The sequence below is a fragment of the Sedimenticola hydrogenitrophicus genome (assembly GCF_025175675.1).
In the GTDB taxonomy this organism is placed as follows: Bacteria; Pseudomonadota; Gammaproteobacteria; order Chromatiales; family Chromatiaceae; genus Sedimenticola; species Sedimenticola hydrogenitrophicus.
Window position 1 is genome coordinate 50,943 of record NZ_JANIOA010000001.1, and the last position, 16,050, is coordinate 66,992.

Here is a 16,050-nt window from a genome sequence, read left to right on the forward strand (position 1 = left end):
CTGTAACGGCCATCCCGAGGGATTCTTTAAGGGAAAAAACAAAAAATCTTGTGAATGCCATTACAAAAAATACCCGTCTGTTTTTTGTTTAAAAATCAGTTATGTAGATGCGCACGTCTTCTGGAACCAACCTACGGCCTGCCACCTGTAGGAGTGGCGCCCTCGCCGCGATTCGGCCCGGGGGCGGGCCTCCTACAGTGCCCAGTGCGTAGGCTGGGGTGAGCCTGCGAAACTCAACAAATACCCCTTAATCGCCAGGGGTCGGAGTCAGGCTATCCACCCATGCCGGCCTCATCCCGATAATCGCTCCGCCTGACTCCGACCCCGTATTGCTCAATCGGATGGCGGTGGATGCGCAAGCTTATCCACCCTACAAACACTGCAATCCACCACCTGCAGGAGTGGCGCCCCGCCGCGAAATCGGCCCGGGGCCGGCCTCCTGCAAGGGGTTGTTACAGGTAATTAAACAGGGAAAGCCCCTTCACCTTCACAAACGCCTGCTGTGCCGCCTGGAGCGCGGTCATCTGGGCCTCGAAGCGGGAGATTGCCGAGGCATAGTCCAGGTCCTGCTCCTCCGAACGCTGGGTCTCCAGGTTCAGTTTAAGATCCTCGTTCACCGTCTTCTGCTCCTCGATGGCGTTCAGACGCCCGCCCACCGAGGTTTTTGCCTCGATCACCGCCTCCAGGGCCAGATCCACATCGGTGATATAGCGGGTGACCGAGTCGCCGGCCTCCAGCGTACTGACCAGCTGATCGAGTGTCTCAAACACGCTGCGCCGGGAGGTTACCGGGGGGGTGGTGCCGGTGGTCAGGCCGGTATTGGCCGTGGTGGCCGTGCCGGCCAGGGTCACATCGATCCCGGTTCCGCCGATCGAGGTCAGGGTCAGGGTGTTGGCAGGGCCGCTCTCGGCGGTGACGCCGGTCTCACCACTGATCGCATTAATGGCATCCCGCAGCTGGGTCGCACGTTCGGCCGGATCGGCGGCCAGGGGCAAGGCGCCGATACTGATGGCGCCGTTGCCATTGCCGCCGTCAATGGTGATATCACCCGCGGTGATGGCTGCGGGCGCCGGATCGGTCGGGGCCACCACATTGACCGTGGTGACAGGCCCGGTGGCCACGTTCATGAAGAGACCAAAACCGTTGTCGCCGTCGGCCACGGTACGGCCCGGGGCAATCTGCAGCTCCCGCTGGCCGTTGTCGCCATTGTAGGTGTAGACGCCCGCGCCATAGGTGAAGGGCCGGGTGCCGGTCTGATAGCCGGAAAAGATGTACTCGCCATTGCTGTCCTTGGCATTGGCCATGGAGAACAGTTGATCACGTAATTGCCTGACCTCGACCGCAATGGCGCCCTTGTCGGTGGGTGACAGTACGTCGTTGTTGCCCTGGACCGTCAACTCCCTGGCCCGTTGCAGCAGGTTGGTTATCCCGTTCAGCGACCCCTCCTCCGTCTCCAGACGCGAGGTGAGCCGGTCGATATTATTCTGATACTGGGAGACGGTCTCCACCGCCCCGTTGAGCCCGAGGACCCGGACCGCGCTGGCGGGATCGTCTGCCGGCGTCAGCACCCGCCGGCCAGTGGAGAGTTGCAGCTGGGTATTGCTCAGATCACTCTGCTGCCTGAGCATGGCGCTGAGGGAGCGTTCGGTGATCATCTGGGTCGATATGCGTATCATAATTACCTCCTGATCGCACCGATCAGGGTATCAAACAGGGTATTGGCCACGGCGATCACCTGGGCCGCCGCCTGGTAGGCCTGCTGGAACTTCACCAGGTTGGCCGCCTCCTCGTCCAGGTTGACGCCGCTAAGCGAGAGCAGTGAGTTCCGGTGCCGCTCACGTAGGCCATCGGTGGCGTTGAAATTCACCTCGGCCTGGTGGGTCTTGGTACCCACATCGGACACCAGTTGGGCGTAGGTCTCCTGGAAGGTGGCACTCTCCTGTCCACCGCCGGTCTGCCCCAGCAGGGTATCGGTCGACTGCAGGTCCGCCAGCTTGAGGGCATTGCGGTTGTCGCCCACGGCACCGCTGTTGTTTTCAATCACAAACCGGTCACCGGCCGCGGGGGTGCCGCTCAGGGTGAAGCTCATACCGCCGTAGGCCGCGAAGGTGAAGCTGGCACCGTTGCTCTGGGTCGCGGGATCAAAGGCGATGGTCCCGCCCGGGCCGCCGGTAACGGTGAACCCGGGTCCACCCAGGTGTGCCGTGGCGCCCCACTCCAGGGTGATGGTGGCCGGTCCGGCCAAGGGAAGATTGGCGGTACTGCTGAAATCGGGCTGGGAGATAGCCCCGCTACCCTGGTTGGGGCCACCGGCCGAGTTGGTCGAATGGACCGCCCGGATCGGGCCCGCTACCGCTATTTTCCGCGGATCGCTGATCAGCAGTTCCATGTTTCTGGCGGCATCCCGGGTCGGCTGAATCAGGTAGCTGTCACCGGCCGCCGCGGCGGCCGATATGGTCACGGCGATGCCGTCCACTTCCGCGGTCGTATACGGGTAGGTGCCGCCGGTATTGAGGGTGGTGACCTGGCCATCGGAGAGCCGGGTCAGGGTGAACTGGTCGGCCACTGTGGTCGCCTTCAGTTCATAGTCACTGGCCGTCAGGTTGCCGGTATCGACAAAGGCCGCCGTCACCACGGCCGAGCCGGTATTATTGGCGTTATCCAGAATGCCCACGCTGTGGGACGCAAAAAACTGCCCGCCAAAGCTGCCATCCAGATCCAGACCCTGCTGGTGCTGGCTGTTGATCTGGTCGGTCATACCGATTGCCACCAAACCCAGTTGATTCATGGCCGGCTGCAATATCTGGTCCCGATAGTTGATCAGTCCACTGATCTCGCCACCACTCAGTTGGGAGGTGATCACCTGGGTACCCGAGACATTGGTAAAGGCGATGTCGCGTTGGCTGGGATCACTGCTGCTGTTGACCGATGTCAGCGTGGCACTGGTGCCGCCCATCACCAGTGCCTGGCCCTTGCCGATAAAGACATTCCACGCCCCGTTATCCTGCGGCACCACCGAGATGCCCACCAGCTTGGAGAGATCATTGAGCAGCACCTCCCGCTGATCCAGCAGATCATTGGGCGAACCGCCGCCGGAGGCACCGACGGCCTCCACGATCCCCTGGTTGATCCGGGCGATCGATTGCGCCAGTCCGCTGATCTCGTTCGCCAGGTCGCTCATCTCCTTGTTCACGTTATTGTTGGCATCGCTGAACTGGCGACTGAGATCCTGGTAGCGATTGACCATCGCCCCCGCCTCGGACAGCAGCACCTGCCGGGTGGAGATGGATGAGGGGTCATCCGCCACCACCTGCATGGCATTGAAGAAATCCTGAATGGCGGGATCCAGGCCGATATTGGGGTCGGCCAGGATATTGTCGATGCGGCTGGCGTGGGTGTGATAGTTCTCCATTTCGGAGGCGGAGGTCTGGGCCGTGCGCATCTGGGTGGCGAGGAAATCGTCGTACATGCGCTCGATCTCGATCACCTTGACACCGGAACCGAGGTAGCCGACGCCGGTCAGTTGCGGGATCTGCGTCGCCAGGTTGACCCGTTGCCGGCTATACCCCTCGGTCTCGGAATTGGCGATATTGTGCCCGGTCGTTGACAGCGAACGCTGAAACGAGAGCAGTGCCGATGTGCCTATGTTGAGTATGCCTGCCATCTGTCTGTCCTGGTTGCGGCTGACGCCGCTCTACGTTCATAGCGGCCGTGATGCCTCTGGCTTGAGCCTTTCCAGCGCCCGGGTCATTTCCGACCCATTCAGTACCGCGTTGATTTTATTCGCATATTCAGGGTCGGTCGCATAACCGGCCCGCTGCAATTCCGTGAAATAGGTCGCACTGTTTTCAGTGGCGCCCAGCGCTTCGCTATAGCGCGGGTTCGACTGCAGGAAATCCACATAGTCATGAAAGCTGTCCCGCAACGACGCGTAGGCACGGAAAGAGGCCCGCCGCTTCACCGCCGTGCCCGCCTCGTACTCCAGGCTACCGACACTCACCCGGTCGCCGTCCCAGCCGCGGTCCGCCTTGATACCGAACAGATTGTTGGCCGGCGCCCCTTCGGCGGTGCGGATCAGCTTTTTCCCCCAACCGGTCTCGAGCGCGGCCTGGGCCAGCAGTGCCTGGGGCTTGAGCCCGATCAGCCCCGCCGCCTCGCTGGCCCAGGGCCAGAGGTTTTCGACAAACTCCTCGGGACTCCAGTGGCGCGGATCGGGCTGTTCCGTGGCGTCAAGGCCGGTGAGGCCCGCCCTATCCGCTGCATCGCTACGGGGTGCCCCTGCAATGCCAGCGGCCGCGGCCTCCTCCTCGAGGCGGCCCGGCCTATCCGCTGCGCCGCTGCCTGCTTCCGCGGCGCTATACAGCTTCACCGCCATCGCCAGGCGCCGATAATCCTCGATCGACTTGACCGGCAGGCCGATATCGCTATCAATGTCGCTGCCGGCGCCCTCTTCCCCGTCCGCCCCGGCGGCACCGCCCAGTTGTCGCTTGATCACCTCGGCCAGTCCCATGCCGCCGCTCTCGGCGAGATGGAGGGAGAGTTGCTGATCATACATGTCGCGGTAAAACAGGCTCTGATCACTGTCCATCAGCCCTTCACCCAGGCTCGCCTGGCGCATGCTCTTGAGCATCTGCTGCACAAACAGCGATTCGAACTGGCGCGCCACCTCATCCAGCGAGCCCTTGGCATCCGCGGATGCACGGGCCTTGAGCGCCGTCAGGCCCTCCATATTGGTGTAAATTGCCGCGCTGGCCAGTTCCATCAGATGATCACCAGTTCGGCCTTGAGGGCGCCGGCCTGTTTCAGCGCTTCCAGGATGGCCACCAGATCGGAAGGTGCCGCCCCCACCTGATTCACCGCCCGGACCACCTCGTTGAGGGTGACGCCGGGGTTGAACAGGAACATCCGGCTGCCGCCTTCGGCCACACTCACGTCCGAGCGCGGCACCACCGTGGTGGTGCCGCCGGAGAGCGCTTCCGGCTGGGAGACCTCATTGCTCTCGCTGATGGTCACCGTCAGGCTGCCGTGGGAGACGGCGGCGGGCGAGACCTGAACCTGGTTACTGATCACCACCGTACCGGTGCGGGAGTTGACAATCACCCGTGCCGCCACCTCGCCGGGTTCCACCGGCAGATTCTCGATCAGCGAGACAAAGCTGACCCGCTGGCCGGGGTCGATGGGGGTGTTGACCCGGACGGACGTCGCATCCAGCGCCCGTGCGGCACCGGGGCCTATCGCCTGGTTGATCGATTCGACCACCCGGTTGGCGGTGGTAAAGTCCCCCTCATGCAGATTGAGGGTGAGGAAGGTCCCCTGATTGAAACCCGAGGTGACGGTGCGCTCCACCGTGGCCCCGTTGGGAATCCGCCCGACACTGGGAATATTGATGGTGATACTGGAGCCGTCGGCACCCGACGCGCTCAGGCCACCCACCACCATGTTGCCCTGGGCAATGGCATAGACCCGGCCATCAGCACCCTTCAGGGGCGACATCAGCAGGGTGCCGCCACGCAGACTCTTGGCATCGCCGATGGAGGAGACGGTGATGTCGATCTTCTGCCCCGGCTTGGCGAACGCCGGCAGATCGGCATTGATCGATACCGCCGCCACATTTTTCGGATTGATCCGGGTGCCGGGGGGCACCACGATGCCGAGCTGGGTCAGCATGCTCTTCAGGCTCTGTTCGGTGAACGGCGAGGAGCTGCTCTTGTCTCCGGTCCCGTTCAAGCCCACCACCAGGCCGTAGCCGAGCAGCTGGTTGGTGCGCACCCCGGCGATGGAGGCGAGATCCTTGATACGCTCGGCCTGGGCGGTGGCGGAAAACAGGAGCAGCAGCGCCAGCAGGCCGATGCCGGCCGCAAACAGGGACCGGCAAACCGTGGCGAACTTCATGGACCTGAACTCAATAGACTGATTCATACAATTCACCTAAAAGGGGAACAAGGCGCTGATGAAGAATCTCCCCAGCCAGCCCATCACGTTGGAGTCGGCCACCGCACCATCACCCACATAGACAATGGTGGGATCGGCCAGGCGGGTGGAGAGCACGGTATTGGTGGCATCGATATCCGCCGGGCGCACAATACCCGAGACCTTCACATATTCGTTGCCCTGGTTGATGCCGATGCGTTTCTCGCCCCGGACCATCAGGTAGCCGTTGGGCAGTACCTCGATCACGGTGACGGTGATATCGCCGGTCAGCTCATTGTTCTGTTCACTGTCGCCCTCGCCGGAGAAGTCGTGCTCCGACTCCAGGGAGAAGTTGAGATTGTTGTCCCGGTTGCTGAGCAGCGGTATCAATCCCGGGGCATTGAACTGGGGCGTGGAGCCGAGCAGGGTCGGATTGGTCACGCTGTTGCTGTTGGATTTACTGACCTCGGTCGTAGCGCTCTTTTTCGCGTCGGTCTTCTCCGCCAGCTTGATGGTGAGCATGTCGCCGACACGGCGGGCGCGCATATCCTCAAACCATGACTGCTCGTACCCGGCCTGATAGATGGAACCGTTACCCACCGGTGCGGGCGGTGCCATCACGGGACGAATCGGCGCGTAGGCCGGGTCACGCACCGGGGCGCTTTTGCAGCCGGCCAGACCGGCGGCGACCAGGGCCAGCATCATGAGAGAGAAAAGCCGCTTCGTCATCCCGTCCACCTGTTGTTAGAGCTGGTTGCTCACGTAGGCCAGCATGTCATCGGCGGTGGAGATCGCCTTGGAGTTCATCTCGTAGGCGCGCTGGGTCTCGATCATGTTGACCATCTCCTCCACCACGTTCACGTTGGAACTCTCCAGGGAGCCCTGCACCACGGTGCCGACCCCGTCAACCCCCGGAGACGCGGTGGTGGGGGAACCGCTGGCCGCGGTCTCCCGGAACAGGTTCTGTCCCGCCGCCGCCAGACCGGTGGGATTGACAAAATCCGCCAGCTCGATGGTGCCGATCTGGGTCGGCGTGCTGCTGCCGGAGACCAGGGCCGAAACCACACCGTCCGAGCCCACCGTGATACTCAGGGTGTTGGCGGGTACGGTGATGGCCGGCTCCATGGCATACCCATTGTTGTCCACGATCTGGCCATCCGCGCTCATGCCGAACGAACCGTCGCGGGTGTAGGCGATGGAGCCATCGGGATGCAGTATCTGGAAGAAGCCGCGGCCCTGGATGGCCACGTCCAGCGAGTTGCCGGTCTGCATGATATTGCCCTGGGTATGCAGCTTCTGCGTGGCCACGGTGGTGACACCGGTGCCGATAGCCAGGCCCGACGGCAGCTGGGTATCCTGCGAGGACTGGGCACCGACCTGGCGCACGTTCTGGTAGATCAGGTCCTCGAACGAGGCGCGGTCTCGCTTGAAGCCGGTGGTACTGACGTTGGACAGGTTATTGGAAATAACCGACATGCGGGTCTGCTGCGCATCCAATCCTGTTTTTGCAATCCAGAGTGCGGGATACATAAGCTGTCATCCTCTATAATGTTGCTGTTAGTTTGCCTGCTAAACGTGAACGCAATCTGCGTGCCAATCACATCAGCCCATGCGCATGATGCTGGCGGATGACTCATCGGTCTGTTCCGCGGTCTTCATCATCTTCACCTGCATCTCGAAGCGGCGCGAAAAATCGATCATGTCCACCATGGAGTCGACGATGTTGACGTTACTGCTCTCCAGTGCGCCGGTCGCCAGCTGCACCTCGGCATCGGGCTCCAACGGCTGGCCATCCTGCTGGCGCAGCAGACCATCCTGTCCCTTGCGCATGCCTTCCAGTGACGGCGCCACCATCTTGATCCGATCGATCTCCGCCAGCTCACCGGCCCCCTGGCCCAGCGGGCGGATGGAGATGGTGCCGTCCGCGGCGATCTCGATCTTCTCCGCCGGCGGTATGGCAATCGGCCCGCCATTGCCGATCACCGGCAAACCGTTGCCGGTGCTCAACAGGCCGTTGGCATCCACCTTCAGATCGCCGCGTCTCGTATACGCCTCGCTGCCGTCGCGCGACTGCACCGCGAACCAGCCGTCGCCTTTGATGGCCACATCGAGATCCCGGCCGGTATGCACGATGGCGCCATGCTTGAAATCCACGCCGGGGTTCTCGCTCATGCCATAGACCCGGGTGGGATAGCCGTCGCCGAACACCGGCATGCTGCGAAACTGTTGCAGATCGGCCAGAAAACCCGGTGTGCTGGCATTCGCCAGGTTGTTGCTGTTACTGGCCTGGGCCAGCAGGGTCTCCTTGGCGCCACTCATCGCAACAAATACCATGCGATCCATTGTCTTCTCCTGTGTCTCTGCTCGTGCATTAAGGGTCACTAAGGGGTCAGAGCCGTTAATGCCCGGCACGCCCCCGCCCTCTGCCTTAACGGATATTGATAATCGTCTGGGTCACTGTGTCGGCGGTGGTGATCACCTGGGCGTTGGCCTGAAAATTACGCTGTGCCGTGATCAGGTTGACCAGCTGCTCGGCGATGTCCACATTGGAGTTCTCCAACCCGCCCGACTGGATCAGGCCGAAGCTGGAGGTTCCCGCCTCACCCATCTGCACATTGCCCGAGGAAAATGTCTCCGCCCAGCTGGTGTCGCCCAGCTGACGCAGACCCTGCGGATTGTTGAACTTGGCCAGGGCCACCTTACCCAGACCGGTTGACTGTCCATTGGTGAAGCGGGCAAACACCACACCCGAGTTATCGATATCGACACCGCTCAGGCGACCCGTCGCATAGCCGTCCTGGGTCAGGTTATTGACCGCGAAGGCCGAGCCGAACTGGGTGGTGTTGTTGTAATCGAAAGTCAGATTCAGCGCCGCCGCACCCGTAACCGGGAAGGCGTTATAGGCCACGGTGCCGGTAGCGGAGACGCTGCCGGATCCGGTGGTCAAGGAACCCCCGGTGCTGAAATTCAGGGTGGCGCTGGGATAGGTCGCCGAGGAAGGTGCGGCGGTACTGTTGGTGGTCGGGGTCACGATACTGCCATCGACCGTGGTATAGACATGCCACTGATTGGCCACCGTATCGGACTCCCGATAGAACATGGTCATGGTGTGGGGCGATCCCAGCGAATCGTATACCGTGGTGGAGGTGGAGCTGTCGTAGGAGGTGGCTATCGTGGGATCAAACAGCGTCGCGGCCGCGGTCGCCGTACCGCTCACATCCAGATTCACCGCCACATTGGCCGACGTGGTGGCGGAAGGCGCGCCTGAGAGGGTGGGCAACTGCAGATCCGTGGTGGAGCCGGTGTTGAAATTGGTGGTGCTGCTACCGATCGGGGAGAACACCTGCAGTCGGTCATTGGCGTGATTGACCACGTAACCATCCCGGTCCACGGTATAGGCGCCGGCCCGGCTGTAAGAGACGTTGCCTGCCGCATCCTCAAGGGTAAAGAAACCCTCACCATTCAGCGCCAGGTCCAGATTGCTGGAGGTGAAGTTAATGTTGCCCTGGCTGAACTGCTGTGCCACCCGGCTGACCCGCACACCGCGGCCCGCCGCGGTAGCGCTGACGTCCTGGATGGATGTCGCATAGATGTCGGCAAACTCGGCGCGCGACTGCTTGAAGCCGTTGGTGGCGGCGTTGGCGATGTTATGACCGGTGACCTGCAGGTCGGTGGAAGCGGCATCAAGTCCGCTCAATGCAATGCGAAAAGGCATACTCTATCTCCTCGAAAAATAATCAGCGGATTTCTGCAACGGAATCGAATGATACGGGACCCAAACCGGCCAGGTTGACCGTCAGCCCCTGGCCGACGCCACCGATGCTGACACTGTTCACCCTGGCTTCCAGCAAGGTGTAGGGTGTGACCGTCTCGCCATCCACCTTGGCCGACGCTTCTACCTTGTACTGCCCGGGCGCAACGGCTTCGCCGCTCTCATCCAGGCCGTCCCAGGAGAAGTTAACCTCGCCCTTGGATTGGGTTCCCAGTTGAATCTCCCTGATCAGGGCACCGGAGGCATCGGAGATCCGCACCGTGACATCGCTGGCCGGTTCGCTGATCCCCACCACGCCGTTGATCGAACCACCCGCCTCCAGGTTGCCGGTGTTGACCGGCACCAGCACATTGCGCCCCACGATATTGGTCGCCTTCAGCGCCTGGTCGGAGATCATGCTATCGGCAAATCCCGAGAAAGAGCTGTTCAGTTCATCGATGCCGGAGACCGTGGCAAACTGGGAGATCTGGCTGGCCAGCTCGCTGTTTTCCATCGGCTTGAACGGATCCTGGTGGGTCAGCTCGGTCACCATCAGTTCGAGAAAATCCTCCAGCTGAAGGGAGTTATCCTTTTTTGTCTCAAGCTCCCGCGAGAGGCCCAGCGCCTGGTATAGCTGCTCGGTGCCGGCGGCATTGACTGTACTCATTTGCTTGCTCCTTTATTGTTCGACGCGTCCCTGCGCCTTACCCCTTCGGGGCTGCGCAAAAATCGCTCCTGGCGATTTATTCACCTAAACGCAATGTGGCAACCATCAACTGCTTGGCGGTATTGACCACTTCCACATTGCTTTGATACGAGCGGGAGGCGGAGATCATATTGGCCATCTCCTCCATGACGTTGACATTGGGGCGGAAGATAAAGCCCTCTTCATTGGCCTTGGGATGGTTTGGGGCATACTCCCTATTGAGGGGTGCCTGACTCTCCACGACCCCCTTGACCTGCACGCCCACGGCCGGCTCGTCCGGATTCAACTGGTTCAGCAGCGCGCTGAATACCGGCTGACGGGCCCGGTAGGTCTCCTCGATACTACTGCTGACGCTGTCCACATTGGCCATGTTGCTGGCCACGGTATTCAAGCGCAGGGATTGGGCACTCATGCCGGAGGCGGCGGTGTCGAATATCTTGAACATTGACATGATTATTGTCCCGTAATTGCTTTCTTAAGGGTTTGGATAGTGCCGCTGAGGAAGCGCAGACTGGTCTGATACTGGATGGCGTTTTCCGCGTAGGCGGTATGCTCGAGCTGACTGTCCACGGTGTTGCCGTCCAGACTCGCCTGACTGGGTATGCGATAGGCCATCTCACTGGGGGAGATGACGCCGTTGTCCGGGGCTATGTGGTTCGTTTGGGTGGTCCGCAGGGTTACCGCCTGCGGCATCTCCTGGCGCAACATCTCGCGGAAATCAAAATCCCGGGCCTTGTATCCCGGGGTATCCGCATTGGCGATATTACCGGCCAGCACCTCGGCACGCCGCGCATGCAGCTGCAGGGATTGGGCATGGATTCCAAGTATCTTGTCGAAACTCATCGGTCTGCTTCCTGGTTTTACCTGTAAGGCCAGTAGCAGACAATGTGCCAAAATTATATCTATTTGTTTTTAATGGATTTACAGCATGCCCGGCAGCAAAACCACACGGAAGCGGCAAGGTGAGGCCGCCACAGCGGCAAGCCTTGACCGGAAATGGATAGATTAAGAGATTAGTGCGGTAGGATGCGGTGAGTAACACGAACCGCATCAAGCCTTTCCGCGAGGAGTGGTGCAGGAGGAGTGGTACAGGGATGTACCGATAACGGAGCCGAGGATGGAATGATGCGGTTCGCAAGCTCACCAGCATCCTACATTCGAACCAATAGACGGCGCCCACGGGGCGCCCTGTGACAGTGATAAACCCGTCGCGCCAGTTATTTCAACCGGTAGGCAATGCCACCCAGCTTGCTGACCATCTCGAAACGGTCGGTGTGGGCTGAGAGCGACTCGGTGGAACCCAGGAACAGGTAGCCGCCCGGGTTGAGTGACCGGGCCATGCGATTGATAATGTCGCGTTTCTGTTCACTGGAGAAGTAGATCAGGACATTGCGGCAGAAGATGACGTCGAATCGCCCCAGAATCTCGTAACCCTTGGTCAGGTTGAGTTCGCGGAAACTGACCCGCTGACGGATCTCCGGCCTGACTTCCAGACAGTCGCCATTGACTTTGAAATAGCGGTTCTGCTGATCCAGACTCAGGCCACGGGAAGAGGACATGCCGCAATAGATCCCCTTCTTGGCCTCGGTCAGGACAGTTGCAGAGATATCGGTGGCGACCACCTCGGCCCCGCCCGGCAGCGCACCGGGATTGGCCCGCTGATAGTCCTGCACCACCATGCTCAGGTTGTAGGGCTCCTGACCATAGGAACAGGCGGCGGACCAGAGCCGGATAGAGCGACTCGAGCGGGCCTTTATCTCCGGACAGATCATCTCCTGGAGCAGGCGAAAGTGGGACATATCGCGAAACCAGAAGGTCTCGTTGGTGGTCATCGCATCTATGATACTGGTCCTGAGCCGTGGATTTCGGCCGCTGCCGAGCTGGTTCAGCAGCTCGCCCACCGTGGCGATCCCGTACTCGCGCATCAAGCCGCCGAGGCGACTTGAGACCAGGTACTCCTTTCCCGCACCCAACACTACCCCGCAGGCGTCCTCGAGAAACCTCTGAAACGCCTCGTAATCACCGTGTGACAGCATATTCCGGCTCGCTGGGCTCTATTATATTGTCTTCCATTCTTTTCGGTTTGCCGATCTGTCCGTATCAGGAGGCCAGCGCCTTGACTTCCAGTTTGTGCTGCTTGAGCCGGGTCTGCACCACTCGGGCCAGCTCGTCCGGCGCAAATTTGGCCAGGAAGGCGTTAGCCCCGACCTTTTCGATCATGTTCTGGTTGAACACGCCGCTCAGGGAAGTATGGAGGATTACATGCAGATTGGCGAGCGCCGGATCCTTGCGTATTTCGGTCGTCAGAGTGTAGCCGTCCATCACCGGCATCTCCACATCCGAGATCACCAGCGAGAGGAATTTCGAGACGTTTCTCCCCTCATTGGTCCACGCCTTCAGCTGATCAAGTGCCTGTTTGCCGTCATTGCAGACCGTGGTCATCACCCCGAGCCTGTCCAGTACGCGCTTGACCTGATTACGCGCCACCGAGGAGTCGTCGGCGACCAGTACATGCTGCGTCTCGTCGATCTCTTCCTCTTCGATAATCCCCTCGGAGACATCCTCCGCTACCCTGACAATCTCGCTAAGCACCTTCTCCACATCGATAATTTCCACCAATTCATCATCGACACGGGTGACCGCCGTCATGTAGCTGCCCTTGGCCGCACCCTTGGGCGGCGGCAGGATATCGCCCCAGTTCATGTTGACAATCCGGTCAACCGAACCGACCAGAAAGCCCTGCACGCGGCGGTTATACTCGGTAATGATGACGAAACGCCCTTCGATATTGGCCAGCGGCGGCCCGCCGATAGCCTGGGAGAGATCCATGACCGTGATGGTTTTTCCGCGCATATTGGCAATGCCCCGCACCACCGGATGGGAACCGGGCAGCTGGGTCAGTGGCGGACATTGAATCACCTCCTGCACCTTGAATACATTGATGCCGAAGCGCTGCCTGCCGGCCAGCCGAAATAGCAACAGTTCGAGTCGATTTCTACCCGCTAGTTTGGTCCGCTGATCAACACCGTCCAGGATACCGGCCATGTCCACCTCTCAAGTTCTAAGCACTCTGTCAGATGTTAGCGACCCATGGCCCTATTGCTTTAATCCTCCGCAGGAGGCTCGCAGGAAGCCGGTGAGCTTGCGAACCGCATCGATCCGGCGGCCAGCGAATGATGCGGTGGACGCCATCGGCGGGCACGGCCCTCCTATAAGTATGGTGCCGAGATAATGCGACCGCCCATATCCGAACCACAGATTCACACGGATGAACACAGATGGGGTTCACCCGCCAACCGGGCACATGCATGCCCCCCCTCGCACGACCAATCGCCTGTTGGGCAGCTTCCCTATCCAAAAATCCGTGTATATCCGTGTCCATCCGTGGTACTTCCTCAGCCATAGGGCGCCCCATGGGCGCCGTCGGTGGGCACGGCCAGCCTTATCGCCGACGTAGGGGGGGTAAATCTTGCCGGCTTCAGGCATGGGTCTTGCATATTTCTCAGGCGGCAACCAATGGAACCAGATGACTCAACAGGTGAAGTGATGAGCAGATCGATAACCACCCCCGGGAGACGGCCTATCTGGCCGCTCCTGCTTCTCCTCTGGCCGCTCGCGACGCTGGCGGCCGGCGGCGAGCGGAGCCAATCCCACGAGAGTATTCGAACGGCGGCGGAACAGCATGTCCTGAACGATCTGGACGAAGAGAATCAAGAGGTCAGCGCCTCGGCGGGACGCATCGACAACAGGCTACGGCTGTCGGCATGCGCTCAGGAGCTGGACACCTTCGCACCCTATGGCCGTAAAAACTCATCCCGGATCACCATCGGCGTGCGCTGTAACGATAGCGATGGCTGGACACTCTATGTCCCGGTGACCCTCTCGATCATGAAAGAGATCGTGGTCGCCGGTCGCGAGCTGCCCAGAGGCACCATCCTCACATCGGCGGACATCAAAACGGAACAACGGGACGTCGCCAGACTGCATCGGGGTTATCTTGAAAATCCCCGGCAGGCGGTTGGCAAAAAACTGAAACGCCGGCTCCATGCCGATGCCATCCTGACCCCGGGCCAGATGGTGATCCAGCACGCGGTAAAAAAAGGCAATCAGGTGGTGATCTTGGCCCAGATAGGCACCTTGCAGGTCCGGATGAATGGCAAGGCGCTATCGGATGGCGCCGTCGGAGAACGGATCAAAGTGGAGAACAACAGCTCTAACAGACGCATCGAGGCGACCGTCATCGCCTCAGGGGTGGTAAAGGCGACCACCTGAGTGCCTGTCGGGCTCGACTCGCCAGGGTTGATGAGCTTCCGGTAATGTGAACTGACCCGGGTATTTATCGTCAAACAGACTGGATCCGACTAAAGCCTGTAACCGCTTGGCCGATATCCTGATAGGAATTTTATACACGGTGGTCAACATCATGAAAATCAAAGGTCTGTCCGGGCAACCCATCAATACCGGCGAGAGCAATCAGGGCAAGAGGACTGAACAAACGCAGACAGCAGGCGGTGCTGCAGCGGGTAAATCGGCGGGTGCCGGCGGTGATACCGTCAGTCTGACGGTATCAGCCACCCGTCTGCGGGAACTGGAGGCACAGATTGCCAGTCTGCCGATTGCCGACGCACAACGCGTCTCGGATGTACAACGATCCCTGGCAACCGGCACCTTTGCATTCGAACCGGAGGATGCCGCGGAGAATCTGCTGGCGCAGGAGCGCCAGTTTTCGCAACTGGAACAAAAGGAGTAAGTAATGAACCTCTCTGCCGAACAGCAGAACCGACTCAGCCGGATCCTCTCAGTCGAGCTGGAGTGCGCCCGCTCGCTTGCGGATATTCTGCAGCGCGAGAACAGCGCGCTCAAATCCCGCGACCCCGACCGGGTTCTGGCGATCAGCAGGGAGAAACAGCAGGCGGTAGAACAGATGCAGCTCAGCGGCAGGCAGCGGGAACAGCTGCTCGCATCGCTCATCCCTGCCCCAGGCACCGAGGGAACCGAGGCGCTGTTTCAGGCCAACCCCGATGCCGCCTGCACCGGTCTATGGCGTCAACTGGGAGAGATCGCCGGCCAGCTGCGCGAACAGAATGAGATCAACGGCGGCATACTGGCCCTCAGCCAGCGTCACAACAAGCAGGCGCTGGACATACTCTGCGGACGAACCGAAAGCAGAAACACCTATGGCGCCAAAGGGCAGCACCACCCGGACCCATCCGGCCATCCACTGGCCAAGGCCTGACGGCACCCGTCAACCGCGCTCGATGCGGTTCGTTTCACTCACCGCATTCTACCTTGCTGATTTTTAAACAAAAAAACAGTACTTGTAGGGTGGATAAGCTTGCGCATCCACCGCCATCCGATTCATGGTGAGGAGTGGTACATGGATGTACCGTTTACGGACCTGAGGATGGCATGTGTTGATGCTTATCCACCCGAAATCAGGGCCGTTAGGGCGAGGAACGAATTCCAACATCCTCGCATGAAACCCCGTTGGGGTTCGCAGGCTCATCCCAACGAACTCGATTCAACCGCGAAGAACGCCAAGTACGCAAAGAGATAGAATGGCTTGCCTGCATTTCCGATCCAACCCGGCAGGTGACGGATCGGGAGAATACCCGTCGGTGTTTTCCTTCGTGGTCTTTGCGTCCTTAGCGGTTGAATTGAGGTGTTTAGCAATGGTGGATGC

Annotated in this window: 16 protein-coding genes; 3 read left to right on the forward strand and 13 right to left on the reverse strand. The window is 60.4% G+C overall.

What is annotated here, in order from left to right; translation table 11 throughout:
- Window positions 1-452 precede the first annotated feature (452 nt).
- From flgL to NPX02_RS00300, 13 genes are all read right to left on the reverse strand, one after another.
- Window positions 453-1,676, reverse strand: coding sequence for a flagellar hook-associated protein FlgL (flgL, locus tag NPX02_RS00240; protein WP_260291095.1), 1,224 nt, complete (start codon window positions 1,674-1,676; stop codon window positions 453-455).
- 2 nt (window positions 1,677-1,678) lie between these two features.
- A complete protein-coding gene (gene flgK, locus NPX02_RS00245) occupies window positions 1,679-3,664 on the reverse strand; it encodes a flagellar hook-associated protein FlgK (RefSeq protein ID WP_260291096.1) in 1,986 nt (661 codons plus the stop codon).
- Window positions 3,665-3,700: 36 nt separating this feature from the next.
- Window positions 3,701-4,762 (reverse strand): flagellar assembly peptidoglycan hydrolase FlgJ, encoded by a 1,062-nt coding sequence (flgJ, locus tag NPX02_RS00250; RefSeq protein ID WP_260291097.1) that lies wholly within the window; start codon window positions 4,760-4,762, stop codon window positions 3,701-3,703.
- Window positions 4,762-5,892 (reverse strand): flagellar basal body P-ring protein FlgI, encoded by a 1,131-nt coding sequence (locus NPX02_RS00255; RefSeq protein WP_260291424.1) that lies wholly within the window; start codon window positions 5,890-5,892, stop codon window positions 4,762-4,764. The genes flgJ and NPX02_RS00255 overlap by 1 nt, the downstream gene beginning before the upstream one ends.
- Before the next feature lie 36 nt (window positions 5,893-5,928).
- Complete coding sequence (gene flgH / locus NPX02_RS00260; protein WP_260291098.1) at window positions 5,929-6,639, reverse strand: flagellar basal body L-ring protein FlgH; 711 nt, start codon at window positions 6,637-6,639, stop codon at window positions 5,929-5,931.
- Between the two features lie 15 nt (window positions 6,640-6,654).
- Complete coding sequence (gene flgG / locus NPX02_RS00265) at window positions 6,655-7,440, reverse strand: flagellar basal-body rod protein FlgG (protein WP_260291099.1); 786 nt, start codon at window positions 7,438-7,440, stop codon at window positions 6,655-6,657.
- Between the two features lie 72 nt (window positions 7,441-7,512).
- Window positions 7,513-8,253: a flagellar basal-body rod protein FlgF gene (flgF, locus tag NPX02_RS00270; RefSeq protein ID WP_260291100.1), complete on the reverse strand. Its 741-nt coding sequence runs from the start codon at window positions 8,251-8,253 to the stop codon at window positions 7,513-7,515.
- Between the two features lie 85 nt (window positions 8,254-8,338).
- Window positions 8,339-9,625, reverse strand: coding sequence for a flagellar hook protein FlgE (gene flgE / locus NPX02_RS00275; protein WP_260291101.1), 1,287 nt, complete (start codon window positions 9,623-9,625; stop codon window positions 8,339-8,341).
- 22 nt (window positions 9,626-9,647) lie between these two features.
- On the reverse strand, window positions 9,648-10,328 hold the full coding sequence (locus tag NPX02_RS00280; RefSeq protein ID WP_260291102.1) for a flagellar hook assembly protein FlgD: 681 nt from the start codon (window positions 10,326-10,328) through the stop codon (window positions 9,648-9,650).
- A 76-nt stretch (window positions 10,329-10,404) separates the two neighbouring features.
- The gene (gene flgC, locus NPX02_RS00285; RefSeq protein ID WP_260291103.1) at window positions 10,405-10,818 is read right to left on the reverse strand and encodes a flagellar basal body rod protein FlgC; all 414 of its coding nucleotides are present in this window, start codon (window positions 10,816-10,818) and stop codon (window positions 10,405-10,407) included.
- A 2-nt stretch (window positions 10,819-10,820) separates the two neighbouring features.
- Window positions 10,821-11,210 (reverse strand): flagellar basal body rod protein FlgB, encoded by a 390-nt coding sequence (gene flgB / locus NPX02_RS00290; RefSeq protein ID WP_260291105.1) that lies wholly within the window; start codon window positions 11,208-11,210, stop codon window positions 10,821-10,823.
- Between the two features lie 374 nt (window positions 11,211-11,584).
- A complete protein-coding gene (locus tag NPX02_RS00295) occupies window positions 11,585-12,403 on the reverse strand; it encodes a CheR family methyltransferase (RefSeq protein ID WP_260291106.1) in 819 nt (272 codons plus the stop codon).
- Between the two features lie 64 nt (window positions 12,404-12,467).
- Window positions 12,468-13,412, reverse strand: coding sequence for a chemotaxis protein CheV (locus NPX02_RS00300; RefSeq protein ID WP_260291107.1), 945 nt, complete (start codon window positions 13,410-13,412; stop codon window positions 12,468-12,470).
- A 501-nt stretch (window positions 13,413-13,913) separates the two neighbouring features.
- On the opposite strand from NPX02_RS00300, the gene flgA reads away from it, so the two are divergent.
- From flgA to NPX02_RS00315, 3 genes are all read left to right on the forward strand, one after another.
- Window positions 13,914-14,639 (forward strand): flagellar basal body P-ring formation chaperone FlgA, encoded by a 726-nt coding sequence (gene flgA, locus NPX02_RS00305; RefSeq protein ID WP_260291108.1) that lies wholly within the window; start codon window positions 13,914-13,916, stop codon window positions 14,637-14,639.
- A 106-nt stretch (window positions 14,640-14,745) separates the two neighbouring features.
- A complete protein-coding gene (gene flgM, locus NPX02_RS00310) occupies window positions 14,746-15,117 on the forward strand; it encodes a flagellar biosynthesis anti-sigma factor FlgM (protein WP_260291109.1) in 372 nt (123 codons plus the stop codon).
- 3 nt (window positions 15,118-15,120) lie between these two features.
- Entirely contained in the window at window positions 15,121-15,603 is a 483-nt protein-coding gene (locus NPX02_RS00315) for a flagella synthesis protein FlgN (RefSeq protein WP_260291110.1), read from the forward strand.
- The last annotated feature ends 447 nt before the right edge of the window (window positions 15,604-16,050 follow it).